Source organism: Pantoea sp. y20 (assembly GCF_054903455.1).
Genome location: NZ_CM142816.1, coordinates 954,673 through 979,135, shown reverse-complemented (window position 1 = coordinate 979,135; position 24,463 = coordinate 954,673). Strand labels below are relative to the sequence as shown.

General features: G+C 54.5%; 23 protein-coding genes and 1 pseudogene. 9 read left to right on the top strand and 15 right to left on the bottom strand.

Features of this window, described 5'->3' with window-relative positions:
- Nucleotides 1-190 precede the first annotated feature (190 nt).
- Nucleotides 191-442: pseudogene (locus tag ACYAC5_RS04440) on the top strand (ESPR domain-containing protein); the annotation flags it as partial.
- Between the two features lie 1,190 nt (nt 443-1,632).
- On the opposite strand, the gene ACYAC5_RS04435 reads toward ACYAC5_RS04440, so the two are convergent.
- Nucleotides 1,633-1,857 (bottom strand): hypothetical protein, encoded by a 225-nt coding sequence (locus tag ACYAC5_RS04435; protein WP_225614606.1) that lies wholly within the window; start codon nt 1,855-1,857, stop codon nt 1,633-1,635.
- A gap of 94 nt (nt 1,858-1,951) precedes the next feature.
- On the opposite strand from ACYAC5_RS04435, the gene ACYAC5_RS04430 reads away from it, so the two are divergent.
- Nucleotides 1,952-3,724 carry an autotransporter outer membrane beta-barrel domain-containing protein gene (locus tag ACYAC5_RS04430; RefSeq protein ID WP_462062949.1) on the top strand — a complete coding sequence of 591 codons (1,773 nt, stop codon included), beginning with the start codon at nt 1,952-1,954 and terminating at the stop codon, nt 3,722-3,724.
- 125 nt (nt 3,725-3,849) lie between these two features.
- On the opposite strand, the gene ACYAC5_RS04425 is transcribed toward ACYAC5_RS04430, so the two are convergent.
- On the bottom strand, nt 3,850-5,595 hold the full coding sequence (locus ACYAC5_RS04425) for a glycosyl hydrolase family 28-related protein (protein ID WP_192236783.1): 1,746 nt from the start codon (nt 5,593-5,595) through the stop codon (nt 3,850-3,852).
- 39 nt (nt 5,596-5,634) lie between these two features.
- Between ACYAC5_RS04425 and ACYAC5_RS04420 the strand changes: the two genes are divergently transcribed.
- A complete protein-coding gene (locus tag ACYAC5_RS04420; protein ID WP_158527638.1) occupies nt 5,635-5,778 on the top strand; it encodes a hypothetical protein in 144 nt (47 codons plus the stop codon).
- A 19-nt stretch (nt 5,779-5,797) separates the two neighbouring features.
- On the opposite strand, the gene ACYAC5_RS04415 is transcribed toward ACYAC5_RS04420, so the two are convergent.
- From ACYAC5_RS04415 to proB, 7 genes are all read right to left on the bottom strand, one after another.
- A complete protein-coding gene (locus tag ACYAC5_RS04415) occupies nt 5,798-6,091 on the bottom strand; it encodes a hypothetical protein (protein ID WP_101762509.1) in 294 nt (97 codons plus the stop codon).
- On the bottom strand, nt 6,088-6,438 hold the full coding sequence (locus ACYAC5_RS04410; RefSeq protein ID WP_462062462.1) for a DUF7940 domain-containing protein: 351 nt from the start codon (nt 6,436-6,438) through the stop codon (nt 6,088-6,090). Before ACYAC5_RS04410 ends, ACYAC5_RS04415 begins: the two co-directional genes overlap by 4 nt.
- Entirely contained in the window at nt 6,435-6,902 is a 468-nt protein-coding gene (locus tag ACYAC5_RS04405; protein ID WP_462062460.1) for a hypothetical protein, read from the bottom strand. Before ACYAC5_RS04405 ends, ACYAC5_RS04410 begins: the two co-directional genes overlap by 4 nt.
- A gap of 183 nt (nt 6,903-7,085) precedes the next feature.
- Nucleotides 7,086-7,361 carry a transcriptional antitermination N peptide gene (locus tag ACYAC5_RS04400; protein ID WP_110867800.1) on the bottom strand — a complete coding sequence of 92 codons (276 nt, stop codon included), beginning with the start codon at nt 7,359-7,361 and terminating at the stop codon, nt 7,086-7,088.
- A 415-nt stretch (nt 7,362-7,776) separates the two neighbouring features.
- Nucleotides 7,777-8,508 (bottom strand): S24 family peptidase, encoded by a 732-nt coding sequence (locus ACYAC5_RS04395; protein ID WP_309835797.1) that lies wholly within the window; start codon nt 8,506-8,508, stop codon nt 7,777-7,779.
- 353 nt (nt 8,509-8,861) lie between these two features.
- Complete coding sequence (gene proA, locus ACYAC5_RS04390; RefSeq protein WP_101762514.1) at nt 8,862-10,115, bottom strand: glutamate-5-semialdehyde dehydrogenase; 1,254 nt, start codon at nt 10,113-10,115, stop codon at nt 8,862-8,864.
- A 10-nt stretch (nt 10,116-10,125) separates the two neighbouring features.
- Nucleotides 10,126-11,229, bottom strand: coding sequence for a glutamate 5-kinase (proB, locus tag ACYAC5_RS04385; RefSeq protein WP_101762515.1), 1,104 nt, complete (start codon nt 11,227-11,229; stop codon nt 10,126-10,128).
- Nucleotides 11,230-11,474: 245 nt separating this feature from the next.
- Between proB and ompC the strand changes: the two genes are divergently transcribed.
- A complete protein-coding gene (gene ompC, locus ACYAC5_RS04380) occupies nt 11,475-12,566 on the top strand; it encodes a porin OmpC (protein ID WP_101762516.1) in 1,092 nt (363 codons plus the stop codon).
- Between the two features lie 81 nt (nt 12,567-12,647).
- Here ompC and crl read toward each other — a convergent pair whose 3' ends face one another.
- The 3 genes from crl to gpt form a co-directional block, all read right to left on the bottom strand.
- A complete protein-coding gene (crl, locus tag ACYAC5_RS04375; protein WP_008108946.1) occupies nt 12,648-13,049 on the bottom strand; it encodes a sigma factor-binding protein Crl in 402 nt (133 codons plus the stop codon).
- A gap of 102 nt (nt 13,050-13,151) precedes the next feature.
- Nucleotides 13,152-14,399: an esterase FrsA gene (gene frsA / locus ACYAC5_RS04370; RefSeq protein ID WP_192236751.1), complete on the bottom strand. Its 1,248-nt coding sequence runs from the start codon at nt 14,397-14,399 to the stop codon at nt 13,152-13,154.
- Nucleotides 14,400-14,520: 121 nt separating this feature from the next.
- Nucleotides 14,521-14,979 (bottom strand): xanthine phosphoribosyltransferase, encoded by a 459-nt coding sequence (gene gpt, locus ACYAC5_RS04365; RefSeq protein ID WP_007887137.1) that lies wholly within the window; start codon nt 14,977-14,979, stop codon nt 14,521-14,523.
- A 255-nt stretch (nt 14,980-15,234) separates the two neighbouring features.
- Between gpt and pepD the strand changes: the two genes are divergently transcribed.
- From pepD to ACYAC5_RS04345, 4 genes are all read left to right on the top strand, one after another.
- Nucleotides 15,235-16,695, top strand: a complete 1,461-nt coding sequence (pepD, locus tag ACYAC5_RS04360) for a beta-Ala-His dipeptidase (RefSeq protein ID WP_280172872.1) — start codon at nt 15,235-15,237, stop codon at nt 16,693-16,695.
- A 359-nt stretch (nt 16,696-17,054) separates the two neighbouring features.
- Nucleotides 17,055-18,560 carry a sugar ABC transporter ATP-binding protein gene (locus ACYAC5_RS04355; RefSeq protein WP_192415393.1) on the top strand — a complete coding sequence of 502 codons (1,506 nt, stop codon included), beginning with the start codon at nt 17,055-17,057 and terminating at the stop codon, nt 18,558-18,560.
- Complete coding sequence (locus ACYAC5_RS04350; protein ID WP_101762520.1) at nt 18,557-19,555, top strand: ABC transporter permease; 999 nt, start codon at nt 18,557-18,559, stop codon at nt 19,553-19,555. Before ACYAC5_RS04355 ends, ACYAC5_RS04350 begins: the two co-directional genes overlap by 4 nt.
- A 27-nt stretch (nt 19,556-19,582) precedes the next feature.
- Nucleotides 19,583-20,647, top strand: coding sequence for a sugar ABC transporter substrate-binding protein (locus ACYAC5_RS04345; protein WP_192415395.1), 1,065 nt, complete (start codon nt 19,583-19,585; stop codon nt 20,645-20,647).
- Between the two features lie 161 nt (nt 20,648-20,808).
- Here the strand turns inward: ACYAC5_RS04345 and dinB are convergent, their stop codons facing one another.
- Nucleotides 20,809-21,864: a DNA polymerase IV gene (gene dinB / locus ACYAC5_RS04340; protein WP_192236754.1), complete on the bottom strand. Its 1,056-nt coding sequence runs from the start codon at nt 21,862-21,864 to the stop codon at nt 20,809-20,811.
- Between the two features lie 244 nt (nt 21,865-22,108).
- On the opposite strand from dinB, the gene dpaA reads away from it, so the two are divergent.
- Complete coding sequence (gene dpaA, locus ACYAC5_RS04335; protein ID WP_101762523.1) at nt 22,109-22,852, top strand: peptidoglycan meso-diaminopimelic acid protein amidase; 744 nt, start codon at nt 22,109-22,111, stop codon at nt 22,850-22,852.
- On the opposite strand, the gene ACYAC5_RS04330 is transcribed toward dpaA, so the two are convergent.
- A complete protein-coding gene (locus ACYAC5_RS04330; RefSeq protein ID WP_008108933.1) occupies nt 22,823-23,590 on the bottom strand; it encodes a class II glutamine amidotransferase in 768 nt (255 codons plus the stop codon). The two genes, dpaA and ACYAC5_RS04330, sit on opposite strands and share 30 nt — an antisense overlap.
- Before the next feature lie 48 nt (nt 23,591-23,638).
- Nucleotides 23,639-24,220, bottom strand: coding sequence for a D-sedoheptulose 7-phosphate isomerase (gene lpcA / locus ACYAC5_RS04325; RefSeq protein WP_064740353.1), 582 nt, complete (start codon nt 24,218-24,220; stop codon nt 23,639-23,641).
- Nucleotides 24,221-24,463 lie beyond the last annotated feature (243 nt).

Here is a 24,463-nt window from a genome sequence, read left to right as displayed (position 1 = left end):
CCGGAAAACCATGTGTGGATTTTCCCGAAATCCTGATGTTAAGGGGGGCGGCCAGCCGCCTCCTTTCTTCACTGATAATCCTCATTAAAAATATTTTTTTTAAAACAGAATACACAGCGACACATCACCTCCTGCGATTAAATACGCCGCTCAATAATTAAATTCTTTCTGCACTTATCTTATTCAAGACATGTCTTACCCGGCTTTTTACCGCATCTTTCATATTCTCTCTGCCATCAAGTTATATCCATCCCTTAATCATCCCGCGCGCGAATCATTGTGTTATTGCGGCGTGAGATACTTTCACAGGCAGAGAGTCAAAATGAATAAAAACTATCGGGTTATCTGGAATCACAGCCAGGGTAATTATGTTGTCACCTCCGAACTGGCACGCGGTAAAGTAAAATCATCCCGCTCCAGCACAGCACGTCGCCTCACCGCAGGCTGCGTGGCGAAGGCCTTTATGGCGCTTGCCAGCGTCTGGATTATCCAGCCCGCGCTGGCCGCCCCCGCCTACGGTGAATATGCTTCTGGCGCGGGAAATATTATTAATATTCAGGATAAGGACGTGGCTACCAGCGATGACAGCGCACACGCCTTATTTGTTGAAAAAGGCGCCACCGCGCACAGCAATAATGTGAACTTCACGACCGACGGTAAAAAAGCGTACGGCGTTTATGTTAATGGTGCGGGCTCGAATATTGATATAACCGGCGGTAGTGTCAATACAGCGGGAGCATTCAGTCACGGAGTTATTGCTGGTAACGGTGGCCGCATTAAAGCCGCCGATGTGGTCATTAATAGCGCCGGATTTGGCTTATATGCAGATAAGGCCACTATCAACGGTAAAAATTTAACCGTCAACTCTCAGGAATATGGCGCAAATGCTATAGGCTCGGGTGCAGTTATCGACGTTTCAGATAGCCGTTTCACTGTTGCAGGGGCAAATAGTTACGCGGTACTTGCTGAAAATGGCGGTAAAACCACCAGTATTAATAGTCACTATGTCACTACGGGAAAAAATTCCTCCGGCGGCTGGGTTAACGGTAAATCCGTATTAACTATTTTTGGTGGCAGCATTACCAATACAGGCGGCGGCAGCACCGGCATTCTTGCTAAAAACGGTGGCGTGTTGAATGTCGACGGGACGACCGTAGAATCTACAGCCCAGGGCATTAACGGTTATGGTGTGAATACCGTGGCAAATATCGCCAACAGTCATGTCACCGTATCGGCTAATGGCGCATTTGGATTACTGGCTGAAAATGGTGGAAAAACTACAAGTCATAATAGTCATTATGTCGCGACCGGTGATAATGCCTTCGGAGCGTGGGTCAACACCGGTTCGGAACTGAATGTTTTTGGTGGCAGCATCAGCACTACAGGAAAAAACAGTACCGGCATGCTTGCGAAAAACGGTGGCGTTCTGAATGCTGAAAATATACAGATTGATGCAAGAGGAGATGGTGCCTTGGCCAAAGGTGAGGGTTCCCGGGTAAATATCACTGACAGCATAATTTCTTCTGGAGCTTATTATGGCGGCGCAGTTACTGCCTATGATAAGGGGTTTGCCACCGTTCGCAATAGTAAATTAATTGCCGTGGATAATAATTCTGCTGGTATTTATGCCGATTATTCAGGACAAGTTGATGCAGAAAATGTAGATATTGAGATCACAGGTGCCGGGTATGGCGTAGGTTCAAGTTTTAATGGAAGAACAAATATAACAAACTCAAAAATAATAAGCCAAAGCGGTGGCACTGCTTTCAATGTTGAAAGCGGTTCAGTGTTAACCGCTGACAATGTTTTTGCTGAAATGGATAACAATAAAAATCCTGGGGAATTAACTAATGCCATAACTGCCACAAGCGGTGAGCCAGATCTTAAAAGTTTAACTATTAATATTAGCAATTCACTTTTACATATAAAAGGAAATAACGCCGCTGGAATTGTGGCTCGAAAAACCGAAGGTCATATCAACCTTAATAATACAGTTTTAACGGTGGATAACGGGCCAGCAATCATCGCTTATAACCATGCCTTAACAACAGTGAATCTTGATAACAGCCTGTTGTCCGGCACAACACTGCTCGAAACCGGGTTAGACCCGTACGGCGAAGATGCAGGAGCGGACGTGCGCGGTATTACGGTTGACGCCAGCAATCATTCTCAGCTTCAGGGCGATGTCAATATTGATCGCAGCAAAACGCAGGCCAGCAGCGTCAGCCTGGATTCCGGTTCGCGCTGGCAGGGTGCCGCGCATGATTTACAGGATCTGAGCTTAGCGGGCAGCAGCCAGTGGAATATGACCGGCAGCTCCACCGTCGACAACCTGACGGCCAAAGACAGCACTATCACCTTCGATCACGGTGCTGGCGATTTCCACACCTTAACCGTTAAGGGCGACTATCACGCTGACAACGCCAAACTGGTGATGAACCTTGCGCTGGCGGGTGACGATACGGCTAGCGATAAACTGCATATCGCCGGCAACGCCAGCGGCACCACCAAAGTTCAGGTGCACAATGCGGGCGGTAAAGGTGCTGCCACGCTGGAAGGCATTGAGTTGATTCGCGTTGAGGGCACGCAAAACGGTGAGTTCCTGCAGGATGGTCGCATTGTCGGCGGCGCGTGGGATTATGCGCTGGTGCAGGATAAAAACGGCAAGTGGCGCCTGGTTAGCGATCCGATTCCCGTTGATCCAACGCCTGTCGATCCCATTAAAGACGAGGGCGGCGATACGGGCACCGTCATTATACCGGAGGTGCCGCAACCGAAACGTACCCCGCGCGCCCGTCCGGAAGTCGGCAGCTATATTGCCAACCTTGCGGCGGCCAGCAAGCTGTTTACCCTGAGCGCAGCCGACCGTCCGGGCGTGAAAGAATACCGTGATGCGCTGACCGGCAAAGTGGAAAAAACCACGCTGTGGCTGCGCAACGAAGGCGCGCACGGGCGCTTCAGTGACAGCACCGCGCAGCTGAAAAGCACCACCAACAGCTACATGACGCAGCTGGGTGGCGACATCGCACAATGGAGTTTGAATGGCAGCGACCGTTTCAGCCTCGGCGTGATGGCGGGTTACGGCAACGCCAAAAGCAATACGCTGTCGAAAACCACCGGCTACAGCGCCAAAGGCCAGGTTAACGGCTACAGCGGCGGTATCTATGCCGGCTGGCAGCAGGACAGCCAGACGCGCAGCGGCGCCTTTGTCGACAGCTGGCTGGCCTACAACACCTTCAGTAACAGCGTGAAAGGCGAAGGTCTCGGTCAGGAAAGCTACAAGTCGAAGGGGATGACCGCGTCACTGGAAGGCGGCTACAGCTTCGCCTTCGGCGAGCAGCAGCAGTATCGCCTGCAGCCGAAAGCGCAGGCGGTGTGGATGGGCGTAAAAACCGGCGATTACACCGAGCAGAACGGCACCCGCGTCAGCGCCACCGGCAACCATAACGTGCAAACCCGCACCGGCGTTCGGGCAACCATGTACACCGCCACCGCGCAGCCTTACGCTGAAGTGAACTGGCTGCATAATACGCAGCGCTTCGGCAGTAAACTGGATGGCGTGAAGATTGAGCAGGCGGGTGCGCGTAACATCGGCGAAGTGAAACTGGGTCTGGAAGTGAATCCGAGTCAGCACGTCGGCATCTGGGGCGGTATCGCGCAACAGGTTGGCGGCAAAGGCTTCAGCGATTCCAGCGCCTCTCTGGGCGTCAAAGTCAGTTTTTGATAGCGCAATCGGCCTCTTTTGATCAGAGCATCGCTGGAAACAGCGGTGCTTTTTTTATGGCCAGTGCGCTTTCCCCACAAACAAAAAAAGGCGAGGCCGAAGCCTCGCCAAACAGGTGCTGGACCTCAATCGTAATAAGGAAGTTTACGATCGACACCGTTAATGTTGACCAGCACAAAGCCCGTAGGCGCGGTTTTGTTGGTCGGCGTACCGGCCGCCGTCGCGACGGTCAGCACCCCTTTCTCGTTCGCGCCAATACCGGCCAAACCGTTATGCAGCCCGAAACGCGCCGCCGGTTTGAAACCGCCCAGTTTGGTGGTATCGGTCACGACCGAGAAGTCCTGCTGGAACAGCGAGCAGGAACCGGTATCGAAACGCGTAGGGCCGGTGCATTTCAGGTTCATCATGGTGTCACCGCTGTTGGCGCGCAGTTTTACCCACACCGCCGCATAGGTGGTGCCGACGCGGCTGTAGCGGATATCCAGCACCGCAGGTTGTCCCATGTGATAGGCATCAGCCCACACCGTTTCCAGACGCTGCAGATTGACCCAGGTTTTGCCGGTCGCCGCCACGTTGACCGGTGAACCGGCAGTGCCCGTTGGCTGAGTGGCATCCGCTTTACCAATAAACTCCATTACCCACTGCTGGTTAGCGTTCGGGAAGAACAGCTGCCCAACGCGATACCAGTTATCGGTATCGGTGTTATTAGTAATTTTGTAGCCGCTGAAGTAGCCCGCGCGCAGCGATCCGGTCATAAAGGTGCCGTAGTTCTCGTCACGACGATAGCCATACTCAAAGGTGGATAACCAACGTCCGGCCACCGCATCCAGGCTGAGTTTTGCGCCGGATTGCAGATTGAGCTGACGAATCACCACGCGCGCATTGTTGAGATTCAACGGCGTACCGCAATCCTCAATGTTCAGCGTATCCACCGTCCAGCCGCCGTCGGAAAGATCGCCCGGATTACGCGTGTGCTCAATCCACACGTTGCGAATAATCCCCTGCGTTACGCGCGGCATGTAAAGCGTGGCGTCGCCATAACCGGTCTGAAAGTTACAGTTACACAGCTCAATCGCCGTGGAGTGATCCCACGCGCCTTTGGGCGAGTTTGACCAGCCGACATCAAACACGCGTCCGTAGGTATACAGGGTGTAAATCTGGTCGAATTTACTGTCGAGGGTATCCAGCACTTTGATCACCGTACCGCCGTTATTCTGCGCGCGGAAACAGTAGATATTGACGGTGGTGCCTTCGATACAGGTGTTTTCGAAGAACGGCTGCACGTTGCTGCACATATCGGCAGTGATGGTGCTTTTGTTGGTGGTGATATCGGCGGATGCCTGGCCGTTCCACGCAATACCGCGGATTGAGGTACGACGCGCCTTCACCTTAAACACCGTGTTGGCGCTTTTGTCGGAAATGATGGTGGTGCGCGGCAGCGAACCCAGCTCGACATCATCCCCCTGCAAGCCGAAGAAGGCGCGCTCGGTACCGCTGATGTCGATGGGGCTAATCAGGAATCGACCGCCAGGAAAACGCACCGGTAATGCGGTGATGTTGCCTGAGTAGCTTTGCGTCCACGCCAGCATACGGTTAAACGCCTCGGTATCGTTGGCGTAACCGTCGCCTTTGGCACCGAAGTGATAAACGTTGATTTCGGTGGGATCGTTAATCACGCGTTTCCAGTAAAAACCGTTACCGATCACCAGCGTACCGCCATCTTCTACCGCCGTGGTGGTGCCGATAAAACCGGTAAAATCACCGCCACCGTGGAAGGTGGAGTCCGCGTTGTAACGACGTAAGAATGCCAAATCGCCGTTTTTGGCCGGTACAGTGGTGCGCAGTTCTGCATAAGAGTTAACTTCGATCATCATAGCCTCCTCGGCTTTTCGGGTAGGGAATGCAAATGCATGAGAGCAACGTTACTGAGCCGGTTGGCCGCAGTGCTGATCCCAAAGATCGTTGTGGTTGTTGATGGCGCGCACGGTGCGAACGTCCATGCGCTCGGCGTCATTGCCGTGGGTGTAAATCGGGGAAAACAGGGTGCAGGCTGAGTCGATGACGACGGGAGATTCAGGGCTGGTGGTACTTCGATTGCTGCAACTTGTCACGAGCAGCAGCGTCATCAAGATTAAGGTTGCTGGCTTCCACACGTTTGGCCTCCTCGCGCAGCAGTTGCTGCTGTTGGTTAACCGCTACCGCTTGCGCCGCGGCTTTATCGGCGCGCTCGACGGCGGCCTGGGATGCTTGCTGCACCTTGCCGATTTTCTTGCCACCGAAGTAGCTGGCAACCAGCGCAGCGATGACGCCCGCCAGCGCGGCAACCCAGTGCCAGCTGGCGCCGAATAATGTCATGAGCAATGTCATACTTTTTCCTCCATCGCATTTTTCTGCTGGTTGAGGCCTTTCTGGCGGATGAATTGGGCAATCACGCCCATCGCCACCATAAAGGCGCCAATCAGCCCCAAATAGTTGTGCGGCAGAATCGCTTTCACGTCGGGCGGCATGCTGTTCCAGGCATCAAGCGCAGCGGTGGGAAATGATTGCACCCACGCGCTGAGCATCGAACCGAGCGACGCCAGCCATACCGACCAGGTTTTGAATAACAGCCGCGCATGTTTCACGAACTCCAGCGTGGTGAAGCGCTGCATCACCAACACCACCACAATCACTGCCAGCACCGCGATGACAAAAATCAGCAGTTTCAGATTCATAGCAGCCCCCGATAGATGTCGTAGGTGCCGCTGCGCATCACTTCGGCATGGCGCCGTGCGCGACCCGACGTTTGTCTTGCCCACAGGCTGTCGAGCATGGCGTTGGCCGCGCTGTTGAAATCGCCCTGCGTAATGGCGGTGAGCATGCCGCGAAACATCGCCAGCCCATCCACCCCCAGCTGATATCCCATACTGATCAGTACATCGCTGCGCGCCTCATTGCATTTGGCCAGCGCCTGATGCACCAGCGCACGCTGATGCATCTGCTGCACCTTGCCCTCGACAATGCACTGCTTCCACACATCGCCGACGAGACGCGGCACCTGGAAGATGTAGTTGCTAAGCGATGCCCCTTTGGGGCCGATGCGAATGCCGCCAGCGACCGTGGGGAAACCCAGCGAGTCGAGGTAAGGCGCTTCGCGATAACCCTCTTCGAAATTCAGGATGGCAATAATCTGGCTCATAGAAATTCCTCTTTGACGGGGCGCAACAGCCTGAAAATGGCTGCGCAAAACGGCAAAAAACATAAATCCTGCTGATCGTTTACGACATTGAGCGCGTTTTCATATAAGCGAAACGCTCAAGAATGGTTAAACAGTGAGCAACAATGGAACGTTCCGTTTAAAACTGGGGAAAGTGATGCAGGGTTAACGCACGGCATACAAATAGACGTGGGGCAGACAGCAGTTATCAAAGCTGGGTTGTGCCTGCTGAACACGAACGGGCGCTAGCACGGCGCTGTCAACGCGCGACAGCGTCTGGCGCTGGCAGATGCGTTCAGCAGTGCGCAAGGTGACGTTTTCGTATTCGATGCCGAGTGCGCTATCGATGCTGCGCTTAAGGCTGAGGGACTGGCGTCGCCGATGGCGGCGCGTGCGTGCATTACCTGAAAATACTGACTTCCCGTACTGGATAATCGCCATAACTCCTCCTGTTAATGAGTCTTTGGCGATGGGGTGGCAGGCACGGCAATTCGGCTGAGGCCGACGCGTTCGTTATTCCTCTGGAAAATACCCGACGTCAACTCGCCCGGCTGCTTTCGCGGCCAGGGTGAAGTAGAGGAGAGTGAAAATCAGAGGGCAACTGACAACGCTGCAAAGTGCGTATCCACCCCATCCCAAAGTTCACTAACTTTGGATGGTATGTATCGCGCTTGTGCAGCGCCTCAATTGTTTAAGAGCGGGCTCATCCGTGAGCAGGTATGTTGTCCATCCATGCTCAAATTATTAACAGGTTCTAATGCATTGGCAAACACCAATGGTTAATTTTTTATTTACCGTCAGTTAAATTAATGATTTCAGCCAAAATATTTTTTTGCCGCAATCTGACGTTTTGTGATCAGCCCAGGATTTGATAATCCCGCGCCTGGCTCATGATCACCCGCGCCACCACTTGCAGCGTCCTGGCTTCTTCCAGCGTGAGGTACCAGGTTTCATAGCGCTTGTTATCGGAGATCACCGCGACCTTTTTGTGCTGAAGTTGCAGGCGTTTGAGATAGAGCTGATCGTCAAGCGTGAACAGGTAAATGCCATCGCCATCGAAGCGATGCACGCTGATATCGACAAACAGCTGGTCGCGCGGCGCAAAAGTGCCGGCCATCGAATCGCTGTTCAGCGCGATAAGGCGAATATTTTCTGCCGGGCGGCCGTTAAACAGCACCCGCGCCTCTTCCAGCCCATATTCAATGGCTTGAATGGTTTCCACCAGTTCATCGCGCGAAGAGCCGCTGTGCACACCGTGCTGGCCGATATCCAGACTCTCCACGCGAAACAGATGTTTTGGGTTCACCAGACTGCGCTGCGTCAGCAAGGCGGCCGGTTTTTCCATGCCAAATTGCAGCCACTCCACGCGCACGTCGAGTAACTGGCTGAGCGCCAGTAAATTATTATCATCGGGGATCGATTGCCCGTTAAACCATTTCCACACCCCCGGCGTTGAGATCTTGCATCCCCTCTCTTGCAGAGCAAGCGCAACCTGTTTATTCCGTCCATGTCCGACAATTCCCGCGCTTTCGCATGCGGCAATCAGCCTGGCAGTGAATGCTTGTCTCGTACTTTCTTTTTTAACCATCAGTTAATAATCTGCCTTCAGTAAAAGACTGAATGTTATTTTCATTTTTGCTACCAGTTCATTTTATATTACCGGCAGTTTACTACCCAACCGCTTTTATCAATGAAGCTGGACAATCATTATCCCCTTCGGTTAGGGCGAAACCAGTGTTCAGTGCCATATCGCTTGTTCTGACAGGGGTTTTCAGGATTGTTCTGTAGCAATAAGACCAGCATCTAAAGGAAAAAATGGGTGAAAAGCCGCGAGCCCGCCATAGATGACAGAAATAAATCAAAAAGCTCTTGGAATAACTGGATCGAAAACGAAAAAAATGGGCACCGTTTTCGGTGCCCATTGTCATGCAGGAGCGAACATTAGCGACGTAGCGTATCGTCGCCCCACCCTATCCATTTGTAGGTGGTCAGCGCTTCAAGTCCCATTGGACCACGCGCATGCAGCTTCTGCGTACTGACCGCCACTTCGGCACCGAGGCCAAACTGGCCGCCGTCAGTGAAGCGTGTGCTGGCATTAACGTATACCGCCGATGAGTCAACCTGGTTGACGAAGCGATTGGCATTGCCAATGCTGCGCGTCAGAATGCCATCAGAGTGCTGCGTGCCGTGCTCACGGATATGCGCGATGGCTTCATCAATATCCGACACCAGCTTGACGTTCAGATCGTTGGACAACCATTCGTCATCATAATTTTCCGCTTGCACCGCCACCACCTCGGCAGCACCGTTTTGCAGCAGCGCCAGCACATTTTCGTCGGCGTGCAGCGCAATCTTCTCTTGCGCCATACGTTGCAGGAATGCCGGAATGAAGGTGTCCGCCTGATCGCGATGGATCAGCAGCGTTTCCAGCGAGTTGCAGGCGCTTGGCCGCTGCTTCTTGGCATTGACGATCACCTCCAGCGCGGCCTCGGTCTCCATGGTTTCATCGAGATAGAGATGGCACACGCCGATGCCGCCGGTGATCACCGGAATGGTGGAGTTTTCACGGCACAGCTTGTGCAAACCTGCACCGCCGCGCGGGATCAGCATATCGACGTAGCGATCGAGCTTCAGCAGCTGATTCACCAGTTCACGATCCGGGTTTTCAATCGCCTGCACCGCGCCCGCCGGTAAACCGTGCTGGGTCAGCGCATTTTGGATCACGCGCACGGTGGCGGCGTTGGTGCGATAAGTCTCTTTGCCGCCACGCAGAATCGCCGCGTTGCCGGTTTTCAGGCACAGCGATGCCACATCAACAGTGACATTAGGACGCGCTTCATAAATCACGCCAACCACACCCAGCGGCACGCGACGACGTTCAATGCGCAGGCCGCTATCAAGCTGGCCGCCATCCATCAATTGCCCCACCGGATCGGCCAGGCGACACACCTGACGCACATCATCGGCAATGCCTTTCAGACGCTGCGGGTTGAGCGTCAGGCGATCGAGCAGCGCTTCGCTCATGCCATTTTGGCGTGCATCCGCCAAATCCTGCTCGTTCGCCGCCAGGATGTCCGCGCTTTCCGCTTCCAGACGATCGGCGATGGTGAGCAGCACCTGATTTTTTTGTTCGGTGGAGAGTTCTGCCAGTTTGTACGACGCAGCGCGCGCCGCTTTACCCATCTCTTCTAACATTATCTGCTCCTTAACTGACGATCATATCGTCGCGGTGCACCGCTACCGGGCCATATTCGTAACCGAGGATCTCGCCGATTTCCTGGCTGTGATGACCGGCAATCATGCGCATGGCATCGCTGTTATAGCGCGTGACGCCGTGGGCGATATCGCGCCCTTGCAGGTTGCGAATGCGGATCACTTCACCGCGCGAGAAGTTGCCCTGCACGTCACGGATGCCTTTTGGCAGCAGCGAACTGCCGCGCTCCAGCATCGCGGCCAGCGCACCATCATCGATGGTGATTTCGCCCGCCGGCGGTGCGCCGAAGATCCAGCGCTTGCGGTTTTCCAGTGGCGACTGCTGCGCGTGGAAACGCGTACCGACCGGTTTGCCATACAGCACATCGCTAATCACATCCGGACGACTGCCGGCGGCGATGATCACATCGATCCCCGCGCGACAAGCGACGTCCGCCGCCTGCAGCTTGGTCGCCATGCCGCCGGTTCCCAGGCCCGACACGCTGCCGCCCGCGAGGGTGCGTAACGCATCATCGATCTGGTGCACGTCGCTGATCAACTCCGCTTCCGGATTGGTACGCGGATCGGCGGTGAACAAACCTTGCTGATCGGTCAGCAGCAGCAGTTTATCCGCGCCGCCCAGCATCGCCGCCAGCGCCGACAGATTGTCGTTGTCGCCCACTTTAATTTCAGCGGTGGCCACCGCATCGTTCTCGTTAATCACCGGCACGATGTGGTTGTCGAGCAGCGCGCGCAGCATGTCACGCGCATAAAGGAAACGTTCACGGTCTTCCATATCAGCGCGCGTCAGCAGCATCTGCCCGATGTGAATGCCATAAATCGAAAACAGTTGTTCCCACAGCTGGATCAAACGGCTCTGCCCCACCGCAGCCAACAGCTGCTTTGAGGCGATGGTAGGCGGCAGTTCGGGGTAACCAAGGTGTTCGCGTCCGGCGGCAATGGCGCCAGAGGTAACGATAACAATGCGATGGCCCGCGGCGTGCAACTGCGCACACTGACGAACCAACTCCACCATGTGCGCCCGATTCAACCGACGTGAACCGCCGGTGAGGACGCTAGTACCCAACTTGACCACAAGGGTCTGACTGCCACTCATGTTTTTCCTGCCATGTAAGAAAAAAATCTGCGAAGGGACGTTTTATCAGGAGTGAGCAAGGAAGCCAACAACAGCAAGGGGAAAAGCACAAAAATCCCCTGACAATGCGGTAGACCAAAAGTTCGCGATTAACAAGAAAGCCGAAAAACTGTCATAAAACGTTCATCACCAACCGGTAAAAAGTCGGTGTTTTACAAAACCTTTCACGGGTACAACAAATTTTACTCATTGGGATTGATAGCAAAATGAAGAAGAGCACACTGGCATTAGTTGTATCAGCGCTGGCACTGGCTTCCACCGCAAACGCCGCAGAAGTGTATAACAAAGACGGTAATAAACTGGACTTCTACGGCCGTGTTAAAGCTGAACACTACTTCAGCGATAACGCGTCAAGCGACGGTGACAAATCTTACGTGCGTATCGGTTTCAAAGGCCAGACGCAGATTAATGACCTGATGACCGGTTACGGTCAGTGGGAATATCAGTACAACGCGAATAATTCTGAAGGTTCTGATGCCAACGCAGGCAACAAAACCCGTCTGGGCTTTGCTGGTCTGAAATTCGGCCAATACGGTTCATTCGACTACGGTCGTAACTATGGCGTGTTGTATGACGTCGAGGCCTGGACTGACGTATTCCCAGAGTTCGGCGGTGACGGTACCGCGCGTACCGATAACTTCATGACTGCGCGTGCAACTGGCGTAGCCACTTACCGCAACAGCAACTTCTTTGGCCTGGTTGATGGCCTGCGCTTCGCGCTGCAATATCAGGGCAAAAACGACGCCACCAGCGCTAACGCCCGTGGCAGCATCACCGATACTTCTCGTCAGAACGGCGACGGTTACGGTGCGTCACTGGGTTACACCATTGCTGACACCGGTATCAGCCTGATGTCGGCCATCACCTCTTCAGACCGTACTAACCAGCAGCAGCTGCAGGCGCTGGGAAGCGGTGATAAAGCGGAATCATGGGGCGCCGGTATCAAGTATGATGCGAACAGCATCTACCTGGCTTCAATCTACACCGAAACCCGCAACATGACGCCAATCGGCACCCGCGGTTTTGCTAACAAAGCGCAGAACTTCGAAGTGGTAGCGCAGTATCAGTTCGACTTCGGCCTGCGTCCGTCCCTCGGCTATATCCAGACCAAAGGCAAAGACATTGAAGGGATCGGTGACGAGGATCTGGTTAAATACATCGATGTGGGCATGACTTACTACTTCAACAAAAACATGTCGACCTTTGTGGATTACAAAATCAACCAGTTGGATGACAACAACAAGCTGAACCTGAACAACGATGACGTTGTGGCCGTTGGCTTAACTTACCAATTCTGATTGAGCTGTACCCTCGTTGTGTCTATAAAAAAAGAGCCGGCTCATCACCGGCTCTTTCCTTTTTAAACCCTTAAAAGTCTATCAGGCGCTCAGTTTCACTGGCTCTTCTTTAAAGCCTTCCGCCGGGCGCAGATCGAGTTTCTGTTCCAGCAGCATCGCTTTCAGACGCTCATGGAAATTACGCAGCGTGCTTTCCACTTTGGCATTGTTCTCTTTGCCTTTGATGGTCGCAGCGCCCCAGTCACCCGCTTTATCAAACAGGCCAAAATGATATTCGTATGTGAAGTGATCTTCATAGGCTTCCAGCGTCATCCACCAGCCCCAAAACTCACGCAGCTCAGGTGCAGGCTTGACGTTGACACACGCTGCCAGGCAATCGAAGAAGAAGCGTGTCTCTTCACATTTGCCTTCACGGATATACGGCCCCAATTCGGTGAAGCGCTTAAGCAGGCGACTACGGGGGTGACCACTCGGTAATGTCATCTCTTTTCCCTTAACCCTTTAAATTGCACTTCCAGCTTTCCATTAACATAAAAATGGAAAATCCCGGATATAAGTAGTAGCAGAGTTCAGAGATTTCGCCAGTTAGCCTTTCAACTGTTTTTCCAGCCAGTCACAAATTTGATTGAGCGCTTTGTCAAAACTGGCAAAAACCGGCTTGGCGGGAATCGCCAGCGTCTTGCCCTGCGACGAGGAGTTGGCGATCAACTGCGCGTCTGTTTCCGGACCGAAAATATCATCCGGCCAGTAAGCCGCCAGCATCGGCGTTGGCGTGCGGCGGCCAAGTAAGCCTTGCACCTTCAACGAGTAGCGGTTGAGTTCAGTACGCAGATTGCTGTCGGAAGTTGAGGACATACCGAGACGGCTTGCCAGCATATCCATGTACATATCCGGTAGCTGTTGCTGCTGTTGCGCATCCACAAACACGCTGTGCACCATGGCTCCCAGCGTCGCTACCGCGCGTACTCGCGGCACTTCCAGATAGGCCAGACGCGTCGCCACGTTGGCACCGAAGCGGTAGCCCAGCAGCGCCACGCGTGTGTGATCGATCCACGGCACGTTGCTCAGTTCACGCAGCACCTGCTGATGCACCTGGCTGGTGTCCTGATTAAGCAGCCATTTGCTGCTGAAGCCTACCGATGGCATATCCAGCGTCAGCATGGCGATGCCGCGCGGCGCGAGATAGTCGTGGAACAGGCGATAGTGATCGCTCTGCAGCGAATCAAGGCCGCCGCACAGCAGCACGGTGGGATACGGCGCTTCAGCCTGCGCCGGCATATGCAGGAACCCCGTCACCGGACTGCCGCCGCTCATCGGGAAAGTCAGGGATTTTAGTTCGCCCGGCAGACGCTGCGTGGCCTCTTCGTAGGCGCGATTGGCCAGCACCTGCGCCTGATCGGCCAACTCATCGCCTTTGATGTAAGGATAAGCCGCGAGGCTGAACAGATTGGCGGCATGCAGCCAATGCTGACCGGCATCGTCATGGTTTTCGCTCTCTAACGCGCGCTGCTGCCAGATCGCCGCCTGCTTCGACCACTCGTAATTCCAGTTGCCGCCGCGATAACCAATCACGGTATCGAGCAAGGCTTCATTGGTGCGTTCGAACTCGCTCACCGCGATACGCGCCAGCACTTCGCTGATCTCCTGCGGCGACAGACCGCGCCACGTCCACAGCAGCTTGTTCAGCATGCGATACCAGCCGCGCTGCGTATCCCCTTCGAGGGCGTTATGCACCTGCACGGCGGCGTGATGCTGGCGGTGCACTAATGAGGAGGTTTCCGGGTGTTTAAAACGCGGTTTGAACAGTTCTTCGCTCAGGTTTTTATCAGACATCTCAGCTATTCTCCTGCCAACAACGTGGCGATGGCTAAGAGTGTACTGCACCCGCCATACGCGCGCGAGGCGCAGAAAGCACAACGCCCGGCATAACCGGGCGTTGTTTGCGATGCATCAATTAGCTTTTGACGATTGGCGGGATGTAGACCACGCCCATGTCCCAGGGCTGCTCGATCCAGGTGTTCTGCGGGATATCGACAATGTAATCGTCCACCAGCGCACGGCCAGCTGGCTTAGCGAAGATGGTGCAGAATCGCGCTTTAGGATACATGTCGCGGATCGCCTGCGCGGTGCCGCCGGTATCCACCAGGTCATCAATCACGATGAAGCCTTCACCGTCGCCTTCGGCACGCTTCAGCACTTTCATTTCGCGCTGATGATCGTGATCGTAGCTGGAGATGCACACGGTATCGACGTAGCGAATACCGAGTTCACGCGCCAGCAGCGATGCCGGAACCAGACCACCACGGCTCACCGCGATGATACCTTTCCACTGTTCCACAGGAAGCAGGCGCTGGGCCAGTTTACGGGCATGGATTTGCAACATGTCCCAGGTTACGACGTATTTTTCGCTCATATAAAGGAATCCCGGCCAAGAAACTTGGCTTAAAAAATATGCAAGGGGGAAAAGGTTGCGCGAGATTATAAGGATCTGACGCCTTAAAAACCAGCATCTGTCTTACTGGTTGCAGGTTTTTAGCGCGGCTGATTACGCACCCGGCGAGAAACAGTGATATTCTCAGGCCCATCACGTCAGATCTTCTGACGACGATTTTTACTGGAAACCCGCGTGCGTGCGGTATGTCCGCCACGCTGACACAGGAGATGCATGGTGTCTGAATTGTCGCAACTTTCACCCCAACCGCTGTGGGATATTTTTGCCAAAATCTGTTCCATTCCGCACCCTTCTTACCACGAAGAAGCACTGGCCGAACACGTTGTCGGCTGGGCAAAAGAGCAAGGTTTTTGGGTTGAGCGCGATCAGGTTGGCAACATCCTGATTCGTAAACCCGCTACCGCCGGTATGGAAAAACGCACGCCGGTGGCGCTGCAGGCGCACCTCGATATGGTGCCGCAGAAGAACAATGACACGGTGCACGACTTCACTAAAGATCCGATTCAGCCGTATGTTGATGGCGAATGGGTGAAAGCGCGCGGCACCACGCTGGGCGCGGATAACGGCATTGGTATGGCGTCTGCGCTGGCGGTGCTGGCTGACAACAGCCTGATTCACGGTCCGCTGGAAGTGCTGCTGACCATGACCGAAGAGTCCGGTATGGACGGCGCCTTTGGTTTACAGCCGAACTGGCTGCAGGCCGACATTCTGATCAACACCGACTCGGAAGAGGAAGGTGAGATCTACATGGGTTGCGCTGGTGGTATCGACTTCATCACCACCCTGCCGCTGACGCGTGAAGCGATTCCTGCAGGCTATGAAACCCTGAAGCTGACGCTGAAAGGCCTGAAAGGCGGTCACTCCGGTGCCGACATTCATCATGGTCTCGGCAACGCCAACAAACTGCTGGCACGCTTTCTGGCGCTGCACGCGCGTGAACTCGATGTTCGTCTGATCGAATTCACCGGCGGTACGCTGCGTAACGCCATCCCGCGTGAAGCTTTTGCTACGCTGGCGATCGACAGCCATAAGGTTGATGCACTGAAATCTGCTGCGGCACATTTCCAGGCGACGCTGCTAAACGAGTTGGGCATTAAAGAGAAGAACATCGCCGTGGTCACCGAGTCGCTGGCGCATCAAGGCCAGGCGCTGAACGCTGACAGCCGCGATCGTTTCCTTAATTTGCTGAACGCTACGCCAAACGGCGTGATTCGTAACTCTGACGTGGCGAAAGGCGTGGTGGAAACCTCGCTGAACGTCGGCGTGGTGACCATGGATCAGGACAATGCCGAAATCATCTGCCTGATTCGTTCACTGATCGATACCGGTAAAGATTGGGTGGTTGAAGTGCTGACCTCGCTGGCCGATCTGGCCGGGGCGAAAAGCGCACCTAAAGGCGGCTATCCGGGCTGGCAGCCTGATGCCGATTCACCGGTGATGGCGCTAACGCGCAAAACTTATGAAGCGCTGTTTGGTAAAACGCCGAACATTCAGGTGATTCACGCCGGTCTGGAGTGTGGTCTGTTCAAGAAGCCGTATCCAAATATGGATATGGTGTCGATTGGCCCAACCATAACCGGCCCGCATTCGCCGGATGAGCAGGTTCACATCGAAAGCGTGGGTCTGTACTGGAAACTGCTGACCGCGCTGCTCAGCGTGGTGCCAGAAAAAGCGTAAGATTGCGCTTTCGCGATGAACCCGACTTCGGTCGGGTTTTTTTATGCCTGCGAAGGATTGCGCAATAAATTGCGCCGCTACAAAAGTGACGTGTGAAAGGTGTGGAAATAAAACGCTGTAAATACCGTAGCGGCGCAATTTATTGCACAAATCTACAAACAGCACATCCCGCTGAATAAATACGATTACACCTCTCGGTTAACCCAAATCTTTCCATCAAACCAGATTTAGCCGCCATAACGTCCAGATGTCTGGATGGCTAATAAGATTTCGTGCTAGCTTATGCCCTTTCGTTCGTTGCCGAGAGTGATGGTTCAGGAAAAAATGCCCCCAACTCAACTAATTAAAGGCCCGGTTCAATGAGTGCGATCAACCGCCTGGAGATGCGTAATATCTCCATTGCCTTTGGCGGTTTCGCCGCGCTCGCGCAGGTGGATTTTCTGACTGAAGGCGGCTCGGTGCATGCGTTGACGGGCGCTAACGGCGCCGGAAAATCTACGCTGATGGCGGTGCTGGCTGGCGCACACGATCATTACAGCGGTGAGATTCTGCTGGATGATGTGCCGGTCACTATTCGCTCACCGCGCGATGCCAAAAAGCTCGGCATTCATCTGGTGCAGCAGGAAGTGGATGTGGCGCTGGTGCCACAGCTCAGCGTGGCCGAAAACATTCTGCTCGATCGTTTAGCCGAACCGGGTCACGTCTACAGCTGGCGTGAGATTCGCCGCCAGGCGCGTACGTTACTGGCGCAGCTGGAAGTGAACATCGACGTCAACCGTTTGGTGGAGCGCTGCTCGCTGGCAGAGAAGCAGCAAATCCTGCTGGCGCGCGCCCTGTCCCATCACTGCCGCTTTCTGATCCTGGATGAACCCACCGCCCCGCTCGATCAGCATGAGAGCGAGCGCCTGTTTACCGTGGTGCGCCGCTTGCAGTCCAGCGGCATTGGCGTGGTGTTTATCTCGCACCGCATTCACGAACTGAAAGCGATTTGCGACCGCTTAACGGTGCTGCGCGATGGTCGTCTGATTGAAAGCAGCCCGATGGCGGCGCTGAGTGGCGAGCAGATCGTGGAAAAAATGCTCGGACATCGGCTGGATGATGTTTTTCCGCCGCGTCGCGCCCGTGCGACTCAGCCGCTGCTGCTGTCGGTGGAAGGCTTACACGACGATCGGCTACTGCAGGATATTTCGCTGCGTCTGCACAAAGGGGAGATTCTGGGCATTGCTGGTCTGGCGGGTGCCGGTAAAACCGAGCTGTGTAAAGCGCTGTTTGGTGCCAGCAAAAGCCGCGTGACAAAGGGCGAACTGCACGGCAAACCGTGGCGACCGCGTTCACCACATGATTCAGTAGAAAACCGCATGGCGCTGGTGCCGGAAGAGCGCCGCAAAGAGGGCATTTTCATCGATGAACCGGTGAGCATGAATCTGAGCATCAGCGCCGATAACAGCTTCTCGCGCTGGAGCCTGTTTGGTCATCGCCAGGCGTGGCGTTGGGCGGAAGCGGTGATTCAGCGCCTGAATGTGCGCACCACCGGACCGGGGCAAATCCTGCGTCGTTTGTCGGGCGGCAACCAGCAGAAAGTGGCGATTGGCAAGTGGCTGCGCAACAACGCCGATGTGCTGATTTTTGATGAGCCGACGAAAGGCGTCGATATCAAAGCCAAAACCGATCTGTTCACGCTGATCGATGGCTTAGCGCGTGAGGGCAAAGGCATCATTTATGCCTCGGGCGAGTTTTCTGAATTGGTCGGTCTGTGCGACCGCATTTGTGTGCTCTGGGATGGGCGCATTGTGGCAGAGATGGAGGGCAACACCGCCACAGAAGAGGCACTTTTGCTTTATTCCACCGGAGGAACACCTGCGTGAGCAGCAAAGAACTATCCCTAAACTCGCAGCCTTCTCTGCGCCATCAGCTGTTTGATTTCCTTTATAAGTGGGGCATGTTGCTGACCGTGGTGATTTTGATTGCCGCATTTGGTCTCGCTTCGGACAGCTTCCTCGAACCGACCAACATCATTAACATCCTGCGCTCGATTGCCATCGTCACGGTGATTGCGATTGGCGTGTCGATTTCGCTGACCATTGGCGGCTTTGACCTGTCGGTGGGATCCACCGCCTCGCTGGCCAATGCGCTGGTGATTTCGCTATTCGTCTGGCACGGCTTTGGCACCACCGAAGCCATCATTATTACGCTGCTGCTGTGTACGCTGGTTGGCTTGTTCAACAGCTTCCTGATTGTGGTGCTACGTATTCCCGACATGCTCGCCACCCTCGCCACGCTGTTTGTGATTCAGGGCGTGGCGATGACCTACAGCTTTGGCGGTTCCATCACCGAGAATATGGTGCTGCCGAGCGGCGACATGGCCGAAGGCACCATTCCTGCCGCCTTTGGTCTGCTCGGCCAGGTGCCGACTATCGTGATTATCATGCTGGTGGTCACCATTGTGGCGCAGCTGGCGCTGTCGCTGACCAAGCATGGCCGTCGTATGTATGCGCTGGGCGGCAATCCTGAAGCGGCGCGTCTCTCCGGTATTCGTACCACGCGCTATCGCGTGCTGGCGTATGTGCTGGCCTCGCTGCTGGCTGGCTTGGGCGGCATTTTGCTGGCATCACGCATCGGCTCTTCGCAGGTGAATGCCGGCGGCGGTTATCTGATGGATGCCGTTGCCGCAGCGTGGATCGGCTTCTCGCTGGCCGGTTCGGGCAAACCGAATGCGCTGGGTACCTTGGTGGGCGCCATCATTCTTGGTGTGTTGCAGAACGGGCTGGTGATGTTATCGGTGCCCTATTACGCGATGGACATTATTAAAGGTCTGGTACTGGCGCTGGCGCTGGCGATGACTTACATCCAGCGCCGTTAAGGCGCGTTTAATCAGAAAGAGATCATAATGAAAAAAATTACCCTTTCGCTGCTGGCGGTTAGCCTGCTCAACGCCAGCGCCGCCTTCGCCGATGCCGCAGTGCCTGAGGTTATCGCTAACCATGAAGGCCCGCTACGCATCGCCATCATCCGCAACCTGGGTTCGGACGATAACACCACGCAGTTTGTCGCCGGTGCGATTCAGCAAGGCCGCCAGCTTGGCTTTAAGGTCAGCACTTTCCTCAGCAATGGCGACGATGCGCGCTTCCAGGATTTCGTTAACCAGGCGATTAGCCAGAAATATGACGGCATTATCCTGTCGCACGGTAAAGATCCCTACTCCACGGCGCTGGTGCAGCGTATTGCCGCAGCGGGCATCAAGCTGTCGGTGTTTGATACGCCGGTTAATACGCCGGTAGAGGGCGTCACCGTGACGGCGCAGAATGATGCTTCGCTGGCGCAGGAATCACTCGGCAGCTTAATCAAAGACTTCAACGGCAAGGCGAATATCGTCAAGCTGTGGGTGGCCGGTTTCCCGGCGATGGATCGTCGTCAGGTGGTGTATGAGAAGCTGCTGAAAGAGAATCCGGGCATTCATCAGCTGGAGTCGATTGGCGCGGTTTCATCTGATGTACAGGGCGATACCGCCAACAAGATTGGCGCGATTCTGGCGAAATACCCGAAAGGCAAGATCGATGCGATCTGGGGTTCGTGGGATGCTTTCAGCCAGGGCGCGTATAAAGCCCTGCAGGAGAATGGTCGTACCGAGATCAAACTGTATAGCATCGACGTATCCAATCAGGATCTGCAGTTGATGCATGAAAAGAACAGTCCTTGGGTACAAACCGTAGCGGTGGATCCAAAAACCATTGGCGCAGTGAATATGCGTTTGGTGGCGAACAAGATTGCAGGCGAAACCACACCGGCGACTTACGAGTTTAAAGCGTCATCGATTTCTCAGCAGCAGTTGAACAGCCAGCAAGGCGCGGTCAACGTGGCGTCGCTGAATAAGATCATTCCAGGCTGGGGCGAGAATAACGATTTCATCACGCCGTGGTTTGCAACGCTGGAAGCGAAGTACGGTAAGAAGTAGTTTCCCTCACCCTAACCCTCTCCCACGAGTGGGAGAGGGAACCGATCGGCGTTGTCTTCTCGCTTTCATGCTGGCGGGAGAGGGAACCGATCGGCGCGGTTTGTTTTACTCCTTCTCCCGCTGGCGGGAGAAGGCCGGGATGAGGGGCAGCGCGCACAATCTCACAACCCCAACACCAACTGCCGCTCCAGCTGCGGATCCACCATCGTGACATGCAATCCCACCAGCCGCACGCCGCGCCCTGCTCTGCGTTCATCCCACGCCTGACGCGCCACCGCGATCATGTCGTCTTTATTCAGCACCGGCCAAACGTGCTCCTGCGTGGTTTGCTGGAAATCATTGAACTTCAGTTTCACGCCTTGTCGGGCGATCTGCCTATCCGGCTTGATGGCGGTTAAGCGGCGATCCAACTCCGCATAGAGAAAATCAATAATCTCCAGACACTGCTCCCAGCTGTGAATATCTTCCATCAGGGTACGTTCAACGCCGAGCGATTTGCGTTCGCGCTCAACCACCACATTGCGCTCATCCACGCCGTTGCTGCGTTCCCACAAAATACGGCCAAACTTGCCAAAGCGTTTAAGCAGCAGCGCCAAATCGGCGCGCTGCACATCCGCGCAGGTGCGCAAGCCCATCTCTTCCAGCTTTTTAGTCGCCACTTTACCCACGCCAGGAATTTTACTGAGCGGCAGCGTCAGTAGAAAATCGGACATCGCGTCCGGCGTAATCACATATTGCCCGTTGGGTTTGTTGAGATCGGAAGCGATCTTGGCGAGAAACTTGATCGGCGCGATGCCGGCGGAAGCGGTCAACCCGGTTTCACGCAGGATATCGGCGCGAATCGCCTGCGCCATTAATGTCGCCGAGCCATGGCAGTGCAGGCTGTCGGTCACATCCAGATAGGCTTCATCCAGCGACAGCGGTTCAATCAGCGAGGTGTAACGTGAGAAGATGTCGCGGATCTGGCGGGAGGCTTCTTTATAGGCATCAAAGCGGCCAGGCAGCAGCCGCAGATGCGGGCAGAGTTTCAGCGCCATGCCGGTCGGCATCGCGCTGCGCACGCCATATTTACGTGCCGGATAGTTCGCGGTGCTGATCACGCCACGTTGCACGCGGCTGCCGCCAATGGCGATAGGAATATCACGTAAAGAGGGATCGTCGCGCATCTCAACCGCTGCATAAAAGCAGTCCATATCGACATGAATAATTTTGCGCATACGCCCTCCCAGATACTGGATAAGTATACAGCAGCGAAAAATATCGGCAATATTTGTTGAGAGCGAGATTAAAGTTTACAAATTAGTGGTCGTATTCCTTTTAGGAACGCGCCATTTTCTCGGACACTGGCTTGATTAAAAGCCAGACAATGTTAATGTTGCGCTGCGATAGCGGATATTTCCGATAATGCAATACCCGGACGCACAGCGTCATCGTCTCTCTCCACATCAAGGTATCTACAGAATGGGCAGAATCGCATTAACGCTTGCGATGATTCTTATGCCGCTCCTTAGCTGGGCAATGAACCCCGAGCCTACGCAACCGCTGGCTCCGGTGAGCAAAGAGTTAAAGAAACAACTAATTGGCACCCCCGTTTTTATCCAGATTTTCAAGGAAGAGCGTACGCTGGAACTGTACGGCAAAATCGGGAATGAATATCGTCTGCTGGACAGCTATCGCATCTGTAATTTCTCTGGCGGTTTAGGACCTAAACGTCGTCAGGGCGATTTCAAAAGTCCGGAAGGCTTTTACAACGTTAAGCTGAACCAGTTAAAACCGGATAGCCGTTTTTATCGCGCTATTAATACCGGTTTTCCCAATCAGTACGATCGCGCTAAAGGCTATAACGGTAACTATTTAATGATTCACGGCGATTGCGTGTCCGTGGGCTGCTACGCAATGACGGATGCATCGATGGATGAGATCTTCGCCTACACCAACGCCGCGCTGCGTAATGGTCAGCAGGAGATTCAGGTCAATATCTATCCGTTCCGCATGACAGACAGCAATATGCAGCGCCATAAATACTCGACGTACATTAACTTCTGGCGTGAACTGCAGCCGGGCTATGCGTACTTCGCTAAGTACCGTGTGCCGCCTACCGTGAACGTGACGGCCACCGGCCAATATGCGGTGAACAGCACGCCGGTGATCGCTACACCGGATGCTGCCTCGAAATCATTCCTGGCGCTCACCCAGGCAAAATAATGCCCACTCGCCTGGCACTATCCGGTGCCAGGTTTCATTGCCCGTCAGCGGTTGCGTAGCAATCACCGTTACCACATCTTGCGGCGTCGTCTGCTGCTGAAAATCAATTTCCACATCCTGATCGAGCAACGTCGCTTTGCCAAACGGCGCACGGCGCGTAATCCAGTAGAGATTGGTCGAACAGAACGCCATCAGATAGCGCCCATCCGATAACAGCATGTTGAACACGCCCTTCTCACGCATTTCTGCTGCCAGCTCGGCAATGTAGCGGAACACCGCTGGCCAGTTGCCCGGCGTGCGTGGATAGCGCTCGGTCAGTTTGTGCAGCATCCAGCAAAATGCTTTCTCGCTGTCGGTTTCACCAATCGGACGAAATGGCCCGGTATCCAGCTGACGATAACCTTTGAGCTGACCATTGTGTGCGTAGGTCCAATTGCGGCCCCACAGCTCACGCGTGAACGGATGGGTATTTTCCAGCGACACTTCACCGCGATTCGCCTGGCGGATATGCGCCACCACCGAATGCGATTTGATCGGGTATTCCTGCACCAAACGGGCTATCGGCGAGTTAAAGCTCGGCTGCGGATCTTTGAAGGTGCGGCACCCTTTTCCTTCATAGAACGTGATGCCCCAACCGTCTTTGTGCGGCCCGGTTCCACCGCCACGCTGCACCAGACCGGTAAAACTGAAACAGATGTCCGTGGGGACATTGGCGCTCATCCCGAGCAATTCGCACATAGCAACCGCCTTAAGTTAGATCCTCTCGCGCGCGGCGAGAGGAACGCATCATGACTTAACCATCTCTTTTTCAATCAACAGCATCAGAATATGGATCACTTTGATGTGGATCTCCTGAATGCGGTCGGCATAGCCAAAGTGCGGCACACGAATTTCGATATCCGCCGAACCTGCCATCTTGCCGCCATCTTTGCCGGTCAGAGTAATCACTTTCATGCCTTTCGCGCGCGCAGCTTCCACTGCTTTAATGATGTTGGCAGAGTTACCGGACGTAGAAAGACCCAGCAGCACATCGCCTTCACGGCCTACCGCTTCGATATAGCGTGAGAACACATAGTCATAACCAAAATCGTTACTGACGCACGAGAGATGGCTGACATCAGAAATGGCAATCGCCGGGTAGCCAGGACGGTTTTCACGGTAGCGTCCAGTCAGCTCTTCAGCAAAATGCATCGCATCGCAGTGCGAGCCGCCGTTACCGCAGGAGAGCACCTTGCCGCCCGCTTTAAAGCTATCGGCCAGCAGAACTGCGGCGCGCTGAATGGCGTGAATGTTGGCTTCGTCACTCAGGAACGTGTTGAGCGTATCGGCTGCTTCATTGAGTTCTGAGCGAATAATGTCCTGATACATTGAGATGTCCTTTAGAGGAAAGATTGACCCGGCAAGTTTAACGGAATGGGGCTAAGCCGCAAAGCGCCTGCCATAAGGAAAAGCGCGGCGTCTCGAGCAAGTTTGGCAGTTGTTGCGTATCCTGCAACGAATTTGTGAGATGTGTTGTAATTGCGATGTAAACAGATTGATAAATTTTGCCCCATATTCTAAACCTACATCCATAACAGGTCAGACCTCTTACTACTTATGGAGTGGTTCATT

What these genes read in the sequence shown, in the direction of transcription:
- ACYAC5_RS04435 (WP_225614606.1), bottom strand. Translation starts at nt 1,857, where the DNA reads ATGGCATTAGTTAATTCCCCAGGATTTTTATTGTTATCCATTTCAGCA.
- ACYAC5_RS04425 (WP_192236783.1), bottom strand. Translation starts at nt 5,595, where the DNA reads ATGATCGAAGTTAACTCTTATGCAGAACTGCGCACCACTGTACCGGCC.
- ACYAC5_RS04420 (WP_158527638.1), top strand. Translation starts at nt 5,635, where the DNA reads ATGAGAGCAACGTTACTGAGCCGGTTGGCCGCAGTGCTGATCCCAAAG.
- ACYAC5_RS04415 (WP_101762509.1), bottom strand. Translation starts at nt 6,091, where the DNA reads ATGACATTGCTCATGACATTATTCGGCGCCAGCTGGCACTGGGTTGCC.
- ACYAC5_RS04410 (WP_462062462.1), bottom strand. Translation starts at nt 6,438, where the DNA reads ATGAATCTGAAACTGCTGATTTTTGTCATCGCGGTGCTGGCAGTGATT.
- ACYAC5_RS04405 (WP_462062460.1), bottom strand. Translation starts at nt 6,902, where the DNA reads ATGAGCCAGATTATTGCCATCCTGAATTTCGAAGAGGGTTATCGCGAA.
- ACYAC5_RS04400 (WP_110867800.1), bottom strand. Translation starts at nt 7,361, where the DNA reads ATGGCGATTATCCAGTACGGGAAGTCAGTATTTTCAGGTAATGCACGC.
- ACYAC5_RS04395 (WP_309835797.1), bottom strand. Translation starts at nt 8,508, where the DNA reads ATGGTTAAAAAAGAAAGTACGAGACAAGCATTCACTGCCAGGCTGATT.
- proA (WP_101762514.1), bottom strand. Translation starts at nt 10,115, where the DNA reads ATGTTAGAAGAGATGGGTAAAGCGGCGCGCGCTGCGTCGTACAAACTG.
- proB (WP_101762515.1), bottom strand. Translation starts at nt 11,229, where the DNA reads ATGAGTGGCAGTCAGACCCTTGTGGTCAAGTTGGGTACTAGCGTCCTC.
- ompC (WP_101762516.1), top strand. Translation starts at nt 11,475, where the DNA reads ATGAAGAAGAGCACACTGGCATTAGTTGTATCAGCGCTGGCACTGGCT.
- crl (WP_008108946.1), bottom strand. Translation starts at nt 13,049, where the DNA reads ATGACATTACCGAGTGGTCACCCCCGTAGTCGCCTGCTTAAGCGCTTC.
- frsA (WP_192236751.1), bottom strand. Translation starts at nt 14,399, where the DNA reads ATGTCTGATAAAAACCTGAGCGAAGAACTGTTCAAACCGCGTTTTAAA.
- gpt (WP_007887137.1), bottom strand. Translation starts at nt 14,979, where the DNA reads ATGAGCGAAAAATACGTCGTAACCTGGGACATGTTGCAAATCCATGCC.
- ACYAC5_RS04355 (WP_192415393.1), top strand. Translation starts at nt 17,055, where the DNA reads ATGAGTGCGATCAACCGCCTGGAGATGCGTAATATCTCCATTGCCTTT.
- ACYAC5_RS04345 (WP_192415395.1), top strand. Translation starts at nt 19,583, where the DNA reads ATGAAAAAAATTACCCTTTCGCTGCTGGCGGTTAGCCTGCTCAACGCC.
- dinB (WP_192236754.1), bottom strand. Translation starts at nt 21,864, where the DNA reads ATGCGCAAAATTATTCATGTCGATATGGACTGCTTTTATGCAGCGGTT.
- dpaA (WP_101762523.1), top strand. Translation starts at nt 22,109, where the DNA reads ATGGGCAGAATCGCATTAACGCTTGCGATGATTCTTATGCCGCTCCTT.
- ACYAC5_RS04330 (WP_008108933.1), bottom strand. Translation starts at nt 23,590, where the DNA reads ATGTGCGAATTGCTCGGGATGAGCGCCAATGTCCCCACGGACATCTGT.
- lpcA (WP_064740353.1), bottom strand. Translation starts at nt 24,220, where the DNA reads ATGTATCAGGACATTATTCGCTCAGAACTCAATGAAGCAGCCGATACG.